Here is a 14917-nt window from a genome sequence, read left to right on the forward strand (position 1 = left end):
CTTCTCGATTCCTGATCGGCCTGGTCCCCTCGTGCCATCGCGCGCTGGATGCGGCGGGTCATCAGGTACGCGTAGGGCGATGTGCCGTAGGCGAGGCGGAACTGGCGGCTGAGGTGCCCGGCCGGCATGTGCACGGCGCGGGCGAGGGCCTCGACGTCCAGGGGCCGGGCATACTCGCGGTCGATGCGGTCCCGGACGCGGCGCAGGACGGCGAGGTCGCGCAGGTGCTGCGCGTGGGCGCGTGCGCGGCTCCACGAAGGGTGGCACATTGGTCAGCGCGTGCCTTCCCAGGCGAAGCCGTCCGGGTCCGTGAACGGGCCTCTCCCCGCGCCGACGGCGAGGCGGTGCGATCCGGTGCCGTCGGGACGGACTCCGGCGGTCTTGGCCAGGGCGCGGCGCCCGTAGAGGGCCAGGGTGATGGAGCCGGGTGCGGAGTCGAACTCCACGTACTTGCGGCCGTAGCTCTTCGCCACGGTCAGGCCGTGGTCGACGTAGAAGCGCTTGCTCGCAGCCATGTCCGCGACGCCCAGGAGGAGCACGATGTCGTCGATCTCCCGGGTGGCCGGGCCGGTGTCCTTCTTCTCGGACGTCGCGACCTTCCAGATGGTCCCGTCCGGGGCTTGGACGACGCCTCCGTGGCCCCACAGCGACTTCGCGACCGGTTTCACGGTGGTGGCGCCGGCCTCCACCGCGGCGTCGACGAAGGCGCGGACGGTGGCGGGCCGGGACACCGTGAGCGACAGCGTGAACCCGCGGAAGCCGGTCGTCGGCGCCTCGGAGGCCCGGAGGCGGATCTGGCCGTCCAGGCCGAAGGCGGTCTTGTAGAAGAGTTCGGCGGCGGCGGGGTCGTCCACTTCGAGGGTGACGGATTCGATGTAGGTCATGCCGACGACGCTAGGCGGGGCTCCATGAGCTGCGCTTCTCGATTCCTGACCGGTTCTCAGGTCGCGCGGGGGCCCATCGTCCGGTCCATGAAGGCCCTGATGCGGCCGTCGGTCGCCGCGGTCGCCCACAGTTCGACGGTGGCCGGCTCGTCGGAGCCGTCGAGCCGCGCGTGGATCTCGCGGCGGAGCTGGGTCTTGGTGTAGCGGAAGGTGTCGGGCGGGATGTCGGCGGCCAGCCGGGCGGCGGCGGCCTTCGCGTCGTCCAGCAGAGCGTCCGGGGCGCTCAGGGCGTCGACCAGGCCCAGGGTCAAGGCCTCCTGCGGCTCGTGATTGGTGCCGTCGAGGATCGCCTTGCGGGCGCCGACCGGGCCCAGGGCGAATGCCATGATCTCCAGAGCCGTGGAGGGGAACGGCACGCCGACCCGCAGTTCGGGGACGCCGATCGTCCCGGCGGCCATGATCCGGTGGTCGCAGGCCGCGGCCAGGACGCAGCCGCCGGCGATCGCGTGGCCGTTGACGGCGGCGACGACCGGCTTGCCGAGGTCGAAGACGGAGCGGAAGGCGCGATTGAGCGCGGGCAGGAACTCCGCCGCGTACGCGCCGCCTCCCTCCACGACGCGCTTGAGGTCGACGCCCGCCGAGAACGCGGGTCCCGCCCCCGTCAGCACCACGGCCCGGGCGTCGCCCGCCGGGTCGTCGAGCTCGCGCATCGCCTGCTCGATCGCCCGGCACAGCTCCAGATCGAGGGCGTTGACCTTGCCGTGGGCCAGGCTCACCACGCCGATACCGTCCGCGACGTCGACCTCGATCACCGTGTTCCTCCTCGCCTCGGTTGGTCCCGATCATGGGCGGCCGGGGCGCCCGGGCGCAACGACCCTGGGCCCCGGTGTAGTTCCCACGGCCTATCCGGGAGGGGGTCGCAGGGCCCTGTCCGGGCCCTTGCGCGCCGGATAATCTGCGGGCGCGCGACGCCGCCGTCGCGCGGAAGACGAGGGAGCTGGACGTGTCGCCCGGAGACCCGCGCAAGGAGCGTGCCCGCGCGGTCGCGGACTTCGCCGCCGAGCTGAGGGCGCTGCGCGCCTCGGCCGGCACCCCGCCGTTCCGCGAGATGGCGGCCCACTCGCGGGCGATCTCGCACACGACCCTGCACGAGGCGGCCCAGGGGCACCGCTTACCGAGCTGGTCGACGACGGTCGAGTTCGCCAAGGCGTGCGGCATCGATCCCGAGGATCTCCGCGAGCGCTGGGAGGCGGCGAACCGGGTGGTCCGCGGCGCGGCGCAGGCGGCGCCCCCGGGCGACGAGGACGCGGTGCTCTCCCCGGCTCCGGACGGCGCCCGCCGCCGGTACGCCGTGCTGGGGACGCTGGTCGCCGCCGCGGTGGCCGCCACCGTGCTCGGGACGACCGTCCTGACCGGCACCGCGGGCAACGGCGCCGCCCGCCCGCCGGACGCGCGCGCCGAGCGGCGGATCACCTCGGCGGACTGCCCGGTGCGTCAGGGGAACCCGCCGCCGGCCCCGCCCCGGCACCGGGGCGACCGCGCCACGTTCGTCAACGACCTCACCCTGCCCGACTGCACCCACGTGCCGCGCGGCGGAACCGTCACGAAGGTGTGGCGCTTCAAGAACACGGGCTCCGTCGGATGGTACGGCTACTCGCTGCACCGGATCGACCTGCCGCAGCGCCGCGACCAGTGCCAGACGATCGTGGACGTCCCGGTCCCGGACACGCCGCCCGGCCGTCTCGTCGACGTCCGCGCCCAGGTGACGGCGCCGCCCGTGCCCGGCTTCTGCTTCGTCCGGTTCAAGATGCTCGACGGCACCGGCGAGGTGGCCTTCCCCGGCAACCGGCCCGTGAACTTCCAACTGATCGTCGACTGACCGGGCCGGTCACGTCACGCGCGCGGCGAGGGCCTTCTTGCTGATTTTGCCCACCGGGGTCCGCGGGAAGGTGCCGGCGGTCTCCAGGCGGTCGGGGAACTTGTAGGCGGCGAGCCCGCGGGTGCGGAGGAAGTCCTTGATCTCGCGGAGGCCGGGCGCCTTCTCGCCGTCCCTGACGATCAGGAAGGCGCAGGTGCGCTCCCCCATGACCGGGTCGGGGACGCCGACCACGGCGGCGTCGTGGACCGCCGGGTGCGCCAGCAGGTGGTTCTCCAGCTCCTCGGCGGAGATCTTGTCGCCGCCCCGGTTGATCTGGTCCTTCTCCCGGCCCTCGACGACCAGGTGGCCGGACGGGAGCCGCCGGACGAGGTCGCCGGTCCGGTAGAAGCCGTCCGGGGTGAAGGAGCGGGCGTTGTGCTCGGGGGCGCGGTAGTAGCCGCGGAGGGTGTACGGGCCCCGGGTGAGGAGCTCGCCCACCTCGCCGGGGGCGACCTGCTCGCCGTCCTCGTCGACGATGCGGATCTCGTCGGCCGGGGACAGGGGGCGCCCCTGGGTCCGCTCGACAAGGTCCGGCGGGTCGTCCAGGCGGGTGTAGTTCAGCAGGCCCTCGGCCATCCCGAAGACCTGCTGGACCTGGCAGCCGAGCACGTGCGGGACCTCCGCGGCGCGTTCGGCGGCGAACTTGGCGCCGCCCACCTGGAGGAGCTCCAGGGACGAGATGTCCTCGTCGGACCAGGTGACGGCGTCCAGCCAGAGCAGGGCGATCGGGGGGACGACCGCGCAGACGGTGGCGCGCTCGCGTTCGATCAGCGGGAACGCCTCGTCCGGGGAGCCGGACGGCGCCAGCACGACCGTGCCGCCGGTGGCGAAGACGCCGAGGATGCCGGGGCAGGCCAGCGCGAAGTTGTGGGCGGCGGGCAGGACGACGAGGTAGACGGTGTCGGAGTCGAAGCCGCAGACCTCGGCGCTGGCCTCCAGGTTGTAGACGTAGTCGCGGTGCGTCCGGGGGATCAGCTTCGGCAGGCCGGTCGTGCCGCCGGAGAGCAGGAACACCCCCGCGTCGGACGGTGCCGGGGGCGTCACCTCGACCGGATCGGCGTCCACGGAGGCGAGCGGGGTGAACTCCTCGGCCTCGCCGTCGACGATGACGTGCTCGACGGGCAGGGTGCGGGCCATGGCGCGGTAGTCGAAGTCGCCGTCGCGGTCGGCGCAGACGTAGGCGCGGGCCTCCGAGAGCTCGCAGAGGTAGCGGATCTCGCTCTCGCGGTGCGCCGGGAGGGCCAGGACGGGCGCGGCCCCGATCCGGACGAGGGCGAGGAACGCGACCACGAACCCCGTCGTGTTCGGGAGCTGGACGACCACGCGGTCGCCCGCGCGCAGGCCGAGCCGCAGGAGGCCGGCCGCCGTGCGGGAGGCGCGGGCGTCCAGGTCGGCGTAGGTGAGACGGTCGCCGCCGGCGACCAGGGCCGTCTGCGACGCCTTTCCGCGCAGGACGTCGCCGAGGACGCGGCCGGACCAGTACCCCTCCGCCTCGTAGCGGGCCGCGAGGTCGTCCGGCCAGGGGGTGAAGCCGTCCATGGGCCCGGTCACCGCCCGGCGAGCTGGGCGGGGGCGCCCGGGACGGGCTCGGCCGGGTCGGAGCCGAGCGCGACGATGCGGTTCGCGGCGTCCACGTGCACGACGCGGGGCTCGTGCCGGGACGGGTCGTCCACGGTCGCGTACGTGATGATGATCACCATGTCGCCGGGCTGGACCCGGCGGGCCGCCGCGCCGTTGATCCCGATGACGCCGCTGCCCGCCTCGCCGGTGATGGCGTAGGTGACGAGCCGGGACCCGTTCGTGATGTCGACGACGTGGACCTGCTCGCCCTCGACGATGTCGGCCGCCGCCATGAGGTCGGCGTCGATCGTCAGGGAGCCCACGTAGTGCAGGTCCGCCTGGGTGACGGTCGCACGGTGGATCTTTCCGTTCATCAGCGTCCGCTGCACCGGTTCGCCCTCTTCTCTCAAGAACAACTAAGGCTAGGCTTACCTTAGCTACTCCCCCGGCAGAGGAGAACCCCGACGATGCTCCGGCGTCTGGTCATGGACATCGGCCCGCTCCGCGACAGCAGGCCGTTCCGCCACGTCTTCATCGCCCGCACCGTCTCGGTCTTCGGGATCGGGATGCTGGCCGTCGCCATCCCCGTGCAGGTCCATGACATGACCGGATCGACCGTGCACGTGGGCGGGGTCTCGGCCGCCGAGGGCGCCGCGCTCCTCGTCGGGTTCCTGTGGGGCGGCGCCCTCGCCGACCGGCACGACCGGCGGCGGCTCATGCTGTGGGCGCGGACGGCGGCCGGGGCGGGCTTCGCCCTGCTCGCCCTGAACGCGTTCCTCGCGTCGCCCTCGCTCCCGGCGCTGTACGGGCTCGCGGCATGGGACGGCCTCATGACCGGCATCAGCATCACCGCGCTGCTGGCCGCGACGCCCGCGCTGGTCGGGCCGAACCAGCTCGTCGCGGCGGGGGCGCTCAACGCGCTGACCGTCCGGCTGGGGTCGATGGCGTCCCCTGCGCTCGGCGGGCTCGTCGTGTCGGCGTTCGGGGTCGGGTGGAACTACGCCGCCGCGGCGGCGGGGACGCTCGGCACGATCGGGCTGCTCGTCGGCCTGCCGCCGCTCAGGCCCGCCGCGTGCGAGGAGACGCACGCCAACCCTCTGAGGGCCATCGCGGACGGCTTCCGCTTCGTCGCCTCGCACCGCGTCGTCGGCTCGCTCATGCTCCTCGGGCTGCTGTTCATGGTCGCGGGCGGCATCCCCGTCCTGATGCCGGCGTTCGCGGAGCGGAGCCTGGACGGGGGCCCCACCACGGTCGGCCTGCTGTTCGCGGCACCGGCGTGCGGCGCGGTGCTCGCGTCGCTCACGAGCGGCTGGGCCGGGTCCTCCCGGGCGCCGGGCCTCGCGCTGCTCGCCGCGTCCGTCACCGGCTTCGCCGCGCTCGCCTGCCTGGGCCTGGCCCGCCATCCCGCGCTCGCCGTGGCGATCCTGTTCGTGTACGGGTTCGTCCAGTCGATCGAGGAGATCATGCGGTACGGACTGATCCAGTCCCACACGCCCGACTCGCACCTCGGCCGCGTCAACGCGCTGTGGGCCGCCCAGGAGACCGGCGGCGGCGCCATCGGATCGCTCGGCGCCGGGGGCCTCGGCCGCTTCCTCGCGCCCGGCGCCGCCATCGTCGTCTACGGGACGGTCAGCGCCGTCCTCGCGCTGGCCCTCGCACTCACCCTCACCGGGCTCCGGACGGCGACGCTGCGCCCGGAGCCCGAGCCGGGCTGACGCGTCAGCCGAGGCGGGCGGCGAGCTCGTCCTCGCTCATGGCCTCGACCTCCAGCCAGATGGCCGCGACGGCCTCCAGGCGCCCCGGCGTCTCCTCCAGTTCGGTGAAGCGGCGGCAGATCCGCTCGATCGTCCGCTCGGCGAACAGCACCCGGACCGGCAGCGCGGTCGTGTCGAGCGCCTCCCGCATCCGCGCGACGACGGTGGTGGCGAGGACGGAGTCGCCGCCGAGGGCGAAGAAGTCGGCGTCCGCGCCGACGCGCTCCCGGCCCAGCACACCGGCGGCGATCCCGGCGAGCACCTTCTCCAGGGCGGTCCGCGGCTCGACGAAGGTCGCGGCGGCCTCGCCGGCCTCGGCGGCGGCGAGCGCGGCCAGGGTCTTGCGGTCGACCTTGCCGTTCGCGGTGAGCGGCAGCTCGTCCACCCGGACGAGCAGCTCCGGCATCATGTGCGGCGGCACCAGGTCCCGGGCATGGGCGAGCACGGCGTCGCGGTCGAGGCCCGCGGGGGCCGCGACGGCCGCGGCCAGGCGCCCGCCGGCGAGCAGCGCGACCGCCCGCCCGACACCGGGGTGGTCCTGGAGCGCGGCCTCGACCTCGCCGAGCTCGATCCGGAACCCGCGCACCTTCACCTGGTGGTCGCGGCGGCCGAGGAACTCCAGCGTCCCGTCCGGCCGGTAGCGGGCGAGATCTCCCGTCCGGTACCAGCGGATCCCCTCGTGGACGACGAACCGGTCGGCGGTGCGCGCCGGGTCGCCGGCGTAGCCGTCGGCGACGCCGCCGCCGCCGATCCAGAGCTCTCCGGCCACCCAGTCGGGACGGTCCCGGCCCAGCTCGTCCACGACGCGGCACGCGACACCGCGCAGCGGCACCCCGTACGGGACGGCGCGCCAGTCGGGGGGCACCTCCCCCGCGACCTCCTGCACCGTGGAGTGGATCGCCGTCTCCGTCGTGCCGCCGAGCGCCACGAACCGGCAGCCCGGCGCACGCTCGGCCAGCAGCCCCGGCAGGTGCGTCCCGACCCAGTCTCCGCCGAGCAGGACCAGCCGCAGGCTCTCCGCCCGGCCGGCGTGCAGCAGCATCTCCAGGACCGACGGGACGCAGTTCAGGACGGAAACCGACCAGCGCCGCACCAGCTCGCTCCACCGCGCGGCGTCGCGGCGCTCGTCCTCGCCGGGCAGCACGACCGCGCCGCCCGCGCGCCAGGCGGCGAACAGGTCGAACACCGACAGGTCGAAGTCGAGCGCCGACACGCCGAACGTGACGTCGTCCTCCCCGATCGAGAACCGCTCGACGAGGTCGCCGATGGTGTTCATCGCCGCGCCGTGCGACACCTCGACGCCCTTCGGCTCCCCGGTCGAACCGGACGTGAACAGCACGTACGCCACCTGGTCGGGACGGACCTTCACCGGCTCGGGCAGTGGCTCCGCCTCCGGTAGGGCGTCCGGCGTGAGCGACGCGGCGACGCCGGCGCCCGCGCGGATCCTGGCCCGCCGCGCCTCCGGCTGCTCCACGCCGATGGGCACGTAGGCGGCGCCGGCGGCGAGGACGCCGAGGACCGCGGCGGCCTGGTCCGGGCCCTTGGGGAGCTCGATCGCGACCCGGTCGCCGGGCCGGACGCCCTGCGCCGCCAGCGCGGACGCGATGCGCAGCGCGCGGCCGGCGAGCTCCCCGTAGGTCAGGGTGCCGTCGTCGCCGAAGTGCAGGGCCGGAGCGTCCGGACGGCGGGCGGCGTGGGCGAAGAAGCCGTCGGCCAGGGTGCGCGGAGGCGGGGCCGGGGTCGCGTTCAGCCGGCGCCGGACGTCCAGCCGGGCCGGCGTCGCGCCGATGCCGAGCGGCGCGTCCCAGTCGGCGCCGGGCGCGCCGAGCCGCGTGATGGCGTCCGTGTAGGCGTCGAACATCGCCTCCGCGACGCCGTCCGGGAACGCGGGACGGCGCACGTCCCAGTTCAGCAGCAGCCCGCCGGACACCTCGGTCACCTGCGCGTCCAGCAGCACCTGGGGCCCTTGGGAGATGATCCACTCCGGCTCGCCGAACGACGCGCGGACGCGGTCGCCGAACAGCTCCCCGAGGTTCAGCGCGCTCGTGTAGACGATCGGGGCGAGGACCTGCTCGCCGCGCAGCCGGGACAGGTCGCGCAGCACCTCCAGCCCGGAGTGGTCGCTGTGCGCGCCCGCCGTGTGCAGGTTCGCCTGCAGGGCGCGGGCTCGGGCGATGAAGGGCAGGTCCTCGGTGAGGTCGGCCTCCAGCATGATCGACCCGGTGAAGTCGCCGACGACCGAGTCCACGTCCGGGTGGACGGGCTCGCGGTGGAACAGCGGCAGGTTGAGCAGGAAGCGCGGCGTCGCCGACCAGGCGCCGATGACCTCGGCGAACACGGCGGCGAGGGCCATGGCGGGGGTGACGCCCTCGGCGTGGGCGCGGGCGATGAAGCGGTCCTTGTCGTCCGGCGCCAGCCAGTGGTGCTTGCGCTCGACGCGGTTCCCCGGCTCCGGCACGACCGGCAGCTCGGGCGGGCCGGGCAGGTCGGCCAGCCGCTCGGCCCACCACCGCCGGTCCTGCTCCCGGGCCTCGGCGCGCGGGTCGTCGGCGAGGTATCGGGCGTAGCCGTAGCGGATCGGGGCGAGGGTCTCGCCCTCGTACAGGGCGGCCAGGTCGGCGAGCATGACGCGGTAGCTCATCGCGTCGGCGGCGAACATGTCGACGTCCAGGTGGAGGCGGGACCCGCCGTCCGGGAGCAGGCTGAGCCGGGCGTCGAAGACGCGCCCTTCCTCGATGGGGAGCCGCTGCTCGGACATCTCCGCGCGGATCCGCTCCAGCTCGGCCCCGGCTTCGCCCGACGAGCGCAGGTCGTGGACGGTCACCGCGGGCCCGGGACGCTCGGGCAGGATCCGCTGCGTCCCGTCGTCCGACACGGCGGCGCGGAGCATCGGGTGCCGCCGCACCAGCGCGCGGACGGCCTCCTCGAACCGGGCCGGGTCGATCTCGCGCCCGTCGAGCTCGACGTACAGGTGCGCGGCGACGGAGCCGAGGGACTGGCCGGAGTCCCGGCCGATCCAGTACGCGTGCTGCATCGGCGCCAGTGGGAACGGCTCGTCGGGTTCGATGCCGGCCGCCTCTTCGAGGTCCGCATCGGCGGCGGCCGGGGCCGCCCCCGCCGCGGCCTCCACCTGGCCCTTCTCGGCGAGCAGCTCCCACCATCCGGCCAGCGTGGGACGTTCCGCCAGCTCCGCGAAGCGGATCTCGATGCCGCGGCGGCGGAGCCGGCCGGTCAGCTGCATGAGCCGGATGGAGTCCATTCCCAGCTCGATGAGGTTGTCGTCCGCCTCCGCGTCCTCGCCCAGCACCTCGGTCAGCGCGGCGTGGAGCTCATCCCAGGTCAGCACGGAACTCCTCTCAACTTAGGTAAGGCAAACCTAATTTAGAGGTCCGGCACCGTCAACGCCGCCGGCCCGCGGCCGCGAGCAGCCAGGCCAGGTACACGCCGCCGAGGACGCCCGTGACCACGCCCACCGGCACCGCCGTCGGGAGGTGCAGGGAGATCAGGTCGCTGGCGGCCAGCAGCGCGGCCCCGGTCAGGGCGGCGGGCAGCAGCTGCGCGCCGGGACGGCGGGTCATCCGACGCGCGAGCTGCGGCGCGGCGAGCGCGACGAAGGGGACGGGCCCGGCCGCCGCCGTCGCCGCCGCGACCAGCCCCACCCCGACGACCATGAGGAGGGCGCGGGTGCGCTGGACCGGCACGCCGAGCGCCTGCGCGGCGTCGTCGCCCAGCTCGCCCATGCCGAGCGGGCGGGCGAGGGCGAGCGCCGCCGGGACGAGCACGGCCAGCGCGAGGGCGAGCGGCACCGCCTGGTCCCAGTCCCGCCCGTTGAGGCTGCCGGTCAGCCAGAACGCGGCCTCGTAGGCCTCGCGCAGCTCGGCGCGGGTGATGAGGTAGGAGTTCAGCGCCTCCAGCATCGCCGCCGCGGCGACGCCGATCAGCACCAGCCGGACGCCGTGCACGCCGCCGCCGCGCCGGTAGGCGACCAGGTAGACGGCCAGCGCGGTCAGCACCGCGCCGCCGACCGAGCTGGCGGTGATCGCGACCGCGCCCCCGCCGAAGACCAGGATCTGCAGCAGCGCGCCGGTCGCCGCGCCGGTGGTGAAGCCGATCAGGTCAGGGCTGCCGAGCGGGTTGCGGGAGATGCTCTGGAAGATCGCGCCGCTCAGCCCGAGCGCCAGGCCGGCGAGCAGCCCCGTGACGGCGCGCGGCAGCCGCAGGGTGGTGACGATGAACTCGGTGGCCCGGTCGCCCTGCCCGGCGAGGACGCGCACCACGTCCGGCGGCGAGATCGGGAACTCCCCCGAGCCGACGACCAGGACGGCCGCGCAGGCGGCGAAGGCCGCCAGCCCCCCGCACACCGCCGCGCTCCGCGGCTGCCACCGCAGCGACAGCCCGCCCGCGCGGATGACCCTCATAGGTCGCGTGTCCTTCCCCGCCGGACCATCACCGCGAACAGCGGCGCCCCGAGGAACGCGGTGACGATGCCGGTCTCCAGCTCGCCGGGCGCGACGACCCGCCCGACGATGTCGGCGGCGAGCAGCAGCACGGGGGCGAGCAGCAGCGAGCAGGGCAGGACGAGCCGGTGGTCGGGGCCCACCATCGCCCGGACGATGAACGGGACGGCCAGCCCGAGGAAGGTGATCGGCCCGGCCGCCGCCGTCGCCGACCCGCACAGCAGCACGACCGCGAGCGCGCCGAGCGCCCGCGTCCGGCCGGGGTCCGAGCCGAGGGCGCGGCCCGCGTCGTCGCCCAGGGCCAGCGCGTTCAGCGGGCGGGCGAGCAGCAGCGCCAGGACCGTGCCGAGCGCGATGAACGGCAGGACGCGCAGGAACACCGGCACGTCCCGCCCGCCGAGCGAGCCGACCTGCCAGAACCGGAAGCCGCCGAAGTTGTGCGGGGTGAACAGCATGACGCCGGCCGTCATCGCGCTGAAGACGGCGTTGACGGCCGCGCCGGCGAGCACCAGCCGGGCCGGTGACGCGCCGCCGCGCCCGCGGGCGCCGATCATGTAGACGAGGACGGCCGCGCCGGCCGCGCCGGCGAACGCCGCCCAGACGTAGACGAGCACCTCGTCCACCCGGAACATGCCGATGACGAGGACGACCGCGAGCGCCGCGCCGCCGTTCACGCCGAGCATGCCCGGTTCGGCCAGCGGGTTGCGGGTGAGGGCCTGCATCACCGCCCCGGCCAGCCCCAGTGCCGTTCCGGCGGCGATGCCGAGGAGGGTGCGCGGGAGCCGCAGCTCGTGGACGATCAGCTCCGCCCGCGAGCCGTCCGGAGAGAACACCCCCGGCAGCACCCGGCCGGGCGGGACGTGCCCGGCGCCGATCGCCAGGCTCGCCGCGATCGTCAGCAGCAGTGCCGCCGCCAGCAGGGCCGGCCACCAGAGCCGCCTGTCGCGTGACCGCCCCGCCTTCTCCTCCTGGACCACCGGCGGGCGCCTTCGCGCGAGGGACAGCACCGGATAAGGCTAGCCTAAGCTAACTCACCCCCTCAAGGTCGCTCCCCGCCACCTCCTGCCGTACGACAATACAGGCGTATGGTATACATGCATATTGGAAGTTGAACGTCTGTATTGGAAGGAGGACCCATGGCGGCGACCGGCCGGCGCGGGAGCCCTTCGCCCGAGGACCTGACGGCCCGCGCCCGGATCCGCGAGGCGGCGCTGGAGCAGTTCGCCCTGCACGGCATGAAGGGCGCGACGTTCCGCGGGATCGCCGAGGCCGCCGGAGTCTCGGTGGGCCTCGTCCAGCACCACTTCGGCTCGAAGGAGGAACTGCGGGAGGCATGCGACGCCTACGCGCTCGACGTCGTCCGCGACCTCAGCGCGGCGAGCAGCGGCGGCGGCATCCACGACCCCGGCTTCCTGGCGGCGACCGTGCGGGCCGACCTGCCGATACGCCGCTACCTCGCCCGCGCGCTCGTGGACGGCTCCGCGGCCGCGGCGCACCTGTTCGACGACCTGGTGGACACGACCGGGCGGTACTTCGACGACGTGCCGCCGGGCTTCAACCCGCCCCGCACCCGGGACCCGCTCGCCTACTCCGCGGCCCTGGTCGCGATGACCGTCGGCATCGAGGTCCTCCACGAGCACCTGTCCCGCGTGCTCGGCGCCGACACCTTCGTCCCCGAGGGCTCGCTGCGGCTGCGCCGGGCCGTCCTGGAGATCTTCAGCGACAGGCTGCTCAGCGACGAGCTCGCGGCGCAGGCGCACGCGGCAATGGACGAATACGAGGCGACCCTCTCCAAGGGAGAAGAGAATGAATGACATGGTCCGGGCCGAGGGCCTGGTCAAGACGTTCGGCCGGACGCGCGCGCTCGACGGCCTCGACCTGCGGGTCGCGCCCGGCGAGGTGCACGGGTTCCTGGGCCCGAACGGCGCGGGCAAGTCGACGACCATCCGCGTCCTGCTCGGGCTGATGCGCGCCGACGCCGGCACCGCGAGCCTGCTCGGCGGCGACCCCTGGCGCGACGCCACCGCCCTGCACCGGCGCATCGCCTACGTCCCGGGCGACGTGACGCTGTGGCCGAACCTGTCCGGCGGCGAGGTCATCGACCTGCTCGGGCGGCTGCGCGGCGGCCTCGACCGCGAGCGCCGGGGCGAGCTGCTCGACCGCTTCGAGCTCGACCCGAAGAAGAAGGGCCGGGCCTACTCCAAGGGCAACCGGCAGAAGGTCGCCCTCGTCGCGGCGTTCGCGTCCGACGCGGAGCTGCTCATCCTGGACGAGCCCACGTCCGGCCTCGACCCCCTCATGGAGGAGGTCTTCCAGGAATGCGTCCGGGAGGAGAGGCGCGACGGGCGCACGGTCCTGCTGTCGAGCCACATCCTCAGCGAGGTCGAGGCGCTCTGCGACCGGGTCACCATCATCCGCAAGGGCCGGACGGTCGAGACCGGCACGCTCGCGGACCTGCGGCACCTGACCCGCACGTCCATCCACGCCGAGCTGGCGGCGCCGCCCGGCGGCGTCGCACTGCCCGGGGCGCACGACGTGCACATCGACGGCACCAGCATCGCGTTCGAGGTCGACACGACCGAGCTGGACGCCGCGCTCAGGGAGCTCACCCGGATCGGCGTCCGGACGCTGACGAGCCGTCCCCCGACGCTCGAAGAGCTGTTCCTGCGCCACTACGAGGACGACCTCGCCAAGGAGCCGGTGTCATGACCGCCACGACCCTGGACGCCCCCGCTCCCGCCGCGGCGAGGGACGGCGGGCTGACCGGCGCCGGCATGCTGCTCAAGCTCTGGCTGCGCCGCGACCGCATCATGATGCCGGCCTGGATCTACGGGCTCACCGCCCTGGTCTCCAGCACCGTGTACAGCTTCAAGTACGGCTACGACACGCCGGGCCTGACGAGCTTCGCGCGGGGCATCAACGACAACCCCTCCATGCGGGCGCTCTACGGGCCCGTCCTGAACGACCACACGGTGGGGGGCGTCAGCGCCTGGCGCGTGGGCTCGACCGGCAGCGCGATGGTCGCCGTCATGTGCGTCCTCCTCGTCGTCCGGCACACGCGCGCCGAGGAGGAGACCGGCCGCCTCGAACTCGTCGGCGCCGCGTCCGTCGGCCGCCGGGCGCCGCTGACCGCCGCGCTGCTCACCGCCGTGACGGCCGCCGGGACGCTCGGCGCGATCGCCGCGCTCGTCATGGTCCTCTTCGGGCTCCCGGTGGCCGGGTCGGTCGCGTTCGGCCTGTCCTGGCTCGGCGTCGGGCTGGTGTTCACCGGGGTCGCCGCGCTCACCGCCCAGCTCACCGAGACCTCCCGCCTGGCGAACGGCCTGGCGCTCGCCGTCCTGGCCGCCGCGTTCCTGGTGCGCGCGGTCGGTGACGCGGGGTCGGCGCACTGGCTGTCGTGGCTGTCGCCGATCGGCTGGGCGCAGCACGCGCGCCCGTTCGCGGACGAGCAGTGGGGTGCGCTCCTGCTCCCGCCCGCCGCTTTCGTGCTGCTGGTCGCCGCCGCCTACGCGCTGACCGAACGCCGCGACCTGGGTGCCGGGATCATGGCGTCGTCCCTCGGCCCGGCGCAGGCCGCGCCGTCGCTGCGCGGGCCGCTCGCCCTCTCGTGGCGCCTGCAGCGCGGCGCGCTGCTCGGCTGGGCCGCCGGGTTCCTCCTGTACGGGCTGTCGATCGGCGGGGTCGTGGACGGCGTCGACGACCTGGTCAACGGCAGCGAGGCCGTCCTGGACGACATCCGCAGGATGGGCGGCGGCCAGCGGGACCTCTCGGACGCGTTCCTCGCCACCGCCATGGGCCTCATGGCGCTGTTCACCTCCGCCTACGCGGTGCAGAGCGTCCTGCGGATGCGCGCGGAGGAGAGCGGCGGCCGCCTCGAACCCGTCCTCGCCACCGCCGTCGGGCGGACCCGCTGGGCCATCGCGAACCTGGCGGTAACGGCCGGGGGCACGGTGGTCCTGCTGGCCCTCACCGGCCTCGGCATCGGCCTCGTCCACGGCGCGCGCTCCGGCGACCTGGCCGGCGTGCTGCCCCGCGACCTCGGCGCGGCACTCGTCCAGGTCCCCTCGGTGTGGGTCGTCGCCGCCGCCACCGTGCTGCTGTTCGGCGTCCTGCCCCGCGCGTCGGCCGCCGGCTGGGGCGTCCTGACCGTGTGGCTTCTCCTGGGCCAGGTGGGGCCGCTCCTGGAGCTGCCCCAGATCGTCATGGACCTCTCGCCGTTCACCCACACGCCGAAGCTCCCCGGCGGCGACGCCGGCCCGCTCCCCCTCGCCGCCTTGACGGCCACGGCGGCGGCGCTCACCGCGGCCGGCCTGGCCGCCTTCCGGCGCCGCGACGCCGGCTGAG

12 protein-coding genes and 1 pseudogene are annotated in these 14917 nt (G+C 74.6%); 5 read left to right on the forward strand and 8 right to left on the reverse strand.

The window, feature by feature from the left end; translation table 11 throughout:
- Window positions 1–23 precede the first annotated feature (23 nt).
- The 3 genes and pseudogenes from ABGB11_RS10080 to ABGB11_RS10090 form a co-directional block, all read right to left on the reverse strand.
- Window positions 24–269, reverse strand: a pseudogene (locus ABGB11_RS10080) (AraC family transcriptional regulator); the annotation flags it as partial.
- 3 nt (window positions 270–272) lie between these two features.
- Entirely contained in the window at window positions 273–884 is a 612-nt protein-coding gene (locus ABGB11_RS10085) for a glyoxalase (RefSeq protein ID WP_347631158.1), read from the reverse strand.
- A gap of 56 nt (window positions 885–940) precedes the next feature.
- Window positions 941–1696 (reverse strand): enoyl-CoA hydratase/isomerase family protein, encoded by a 756-nt coding sequence (locus tag ABGB11_RS10090; protein WP_347631160.1) that lies wholly within the window; start codon window positions 1694–1696, stop codon window positions 941–943.
- Window positions 1697–1887: 191 nt separating this feature from the next.
- Here ABGB11_RS10090 and ABGB11_RS10095 point away from each other — a divergent pair, with 191 nt between their 5' ends.
- Window positions 1888–2763 carry an NBR1-Ig-like domain-containing protein gene (locus ABGB11_RS10095; RefSeq protein ID WP_347631162.1) on the forward strand — a complete coding sequence of 292 codons (876 nt, stop codon included), beginning with the start codon at window positions 1888–1890 and terminating at the stop codon, window positions 2761–2763.
- A 9-nt stretch (window positions 2764–2772) separates the two neighbouring features.
- On the opposite strand, the gene ABGB11_RS10100 is transcribed toward ABGB11_RS10095, so the two are convergent.
- Both ABGB11_RS10100 and panD read right to left on the reverse strand, forming a co-directional pair.
- On the reverse strand, window positions 2773–4341 hold the full coding sequence (locus ABGB11_RS10100) for an AMP-binding protein (RefSeq protein WP_347631164.1): 1569 nt from the start codon (window positions 4339–4341) through the stop codon (window positions 2773–2775).
- An 8-nt stretch (window positions 4342–4349) separates the two neighbouring features.
- Window positions 4350–4751: an aspartate 1-decarboxylase gene (gene panD, locus ABGB11_RS10105; protein WP_347631326.1), complete on the reverse strand. Its 402-nt coding sequence runs from the start codon at window positions 4749–4751 to the stop codon at window positions 4350–4352.
- A gap of 78 nt (window positions 4752–4829) precedes the next feature.
- Between panD and entS the strand changes: the two genes are divergently transcribed.
- On the forward strand, window positions 4830–6077 hold the full coding sequence (entS, locus tag ABGB11_RS10110; protein ID WP_347631166.1) for an enterobactin transporter EntS: 1248 nt from the start codon (window positions 4830–4832) through the stop codon (window positions 6075–6077).
- Window positions 6078–6081: 4 nt separating this feature from the next.
- Here entS and ABGB11_RS10115 read toward each other — a convergent pair whose 3' ends face one another.
- Genes ABGB11_RS10115 through ABGB11_RS10125 form a run of 3 tightly spaced genes read right to left on the reverse strand, consistent with a single transcriptional unit; the run spans window position 6082 to window position 11580 of the window.
- Window positions 6082–9462, reverse strand: a complete 3381-nt coding sequence (locus tag ABGB11_RS10115; RefSeq protein ID WP_347631168.1) for an amino acid adenylation domain-containing protein — start codon at window positions 9460–9462, stop codon at window positions 6082–6084.
- Window positions 9463–9514: 52 nt separating this feature from the next.
- On the reverse strand, window positions 9515–10534 hold the full coding sequence (locus ABGB11_RS10120; protein ID WP_347631170.1) for an iron chelate uptake ABC transporter family permease subunit: 1020 nt from the start codon (window positions 10532–10534) through the stop codon (window positions 9515–9517).
- Entirely contained in the window at window positions 10531–11580 is a 1050-nt protein-coding gene (locus tag ABGB11_RS10125) for an iron chelate uptake ABC transporter family permease subunit (RefSeq protein WP_347631172.1), read from the reverse strand. The genes ABGB11_RS10120 and ABGB11_RS10125 overlap by 4 nt, the downstream gene beginning before the upstream one ends.
- A gap of 129 nt (window positions 11581–11709) precedes the next feature.
- Here ABGB11_RS10125 and ABGB11_RS10130 point away from each other — a divergent pair, with 129 nt between their 5' ends.
- Genes ABGB11_RS10130 through ABGB11_RS10140 form a run of 3 tightly spaced genes read left to right on the forward strand, consistent with a single transcriptional unit; the run spans window position 11710 to window position 14916 of the window.
- Window positions 11710–12387 carry a helix-turn-helix domain-containing protein gene (locus ABGB11_RS10130; RefSeq protein WP_347631174.1) on the forward strand — a complete coding sequence of 226 codons (678 nt, stop codon included), beginning with the start codon at window positions 11710–11712 and terminating at the stop codon, window positions 12385–12387.
- A complete protein-coding gene (locus ABGB11_RS10135) occupies window positions 12380–13282 on the forward strand; it encodes an ABC transporter ATP-binding protein (protein WP_347631176.1) in 903 nt (300 codons plus the stop codon). The genes ABGB11_RS10130 and ABGB11_RS10135 overlap by 8 nt, the downstream gene beginning before the upstream one ends.
- Window positions 13279–14916: an ABC transporter permease gene (locus ABGB11_RS10140; protein ID WP_347631178.1), complete on the forward strand. Its 1638-nt coding sequence runs from the start codon at window positions 13279–13281 to the stop codon at window positions 14914–14916. The genes ABGB11_RS10135 and ABGB11_RS10140 overlap by 4 nt, the downstream gene beginning before the upstream one ends.
- Window position 14917: the final 1 nt, after the last annotated feature.

The organism is Actinomadura sp. B10D3 (assembly GCF_039871695.1).
In the GTDB taxonomy this organism is placed as follows: domain Bacteria; phylum Actinomycetota; class Actinomycetes; order Streptosporangiales; family Streptosporangiaceae; genus Spirillospora; species Spirillospora madurae.

Bases quoted from the DNA above. Each gene is read 5' to 3' on its own strand.
- ABGB11_RS10085 (WP_347631158.1), bottom strand. From the start codon at position 884: ATGACCTACATCGAATCCGTCACCCTCGAAGTGGACGACCCCGCCGCC.
- ABGB11_RS10100 (WP_347631164.1), bottom strand. From the start codon at position 4,341: ATGGACGGCTTCACCCCCTGGCCGGACGACCTCGCGGCCCGCTACGAG.
- entS (WP_347631166.1), top strand. From the start codon at position 4,830: ATGCTCCGGCGTCTGGTCATGGACATCGGCCCGCTCCGCGACAGCAGG.
- ABGB11_RS10120 (WP_347631170.1), bottom strand. From the start codon at position 10,534: ATGAGGGTCATCCGCGCGGGCGGGCTGTCGCTGCGGTGGCAGCCGCGG.
- ABGB11_RS10130 (WP_347631174.1), top strand. From the start codon at position 11,710: ATGGCGGCGACCGGCCGGCGCGGGAGCCCTTCGCCCGAGGACCTGACG.
- ABGB11_RS10135 (WP_347631176.1), top strand. From the start codon at position 12,380: ATGAATGACATGGTCCGGGCCGAGGGCCTGGTCAAGACGTTCGGCCGG.
- ABGB11_RS10140 (WP_347631178.1), top strand. From the start codon at position 13,279: ATGACCGCCACGACCCTGGACGCCCCCGCTCCCGCCGCGGCGAGGGAC.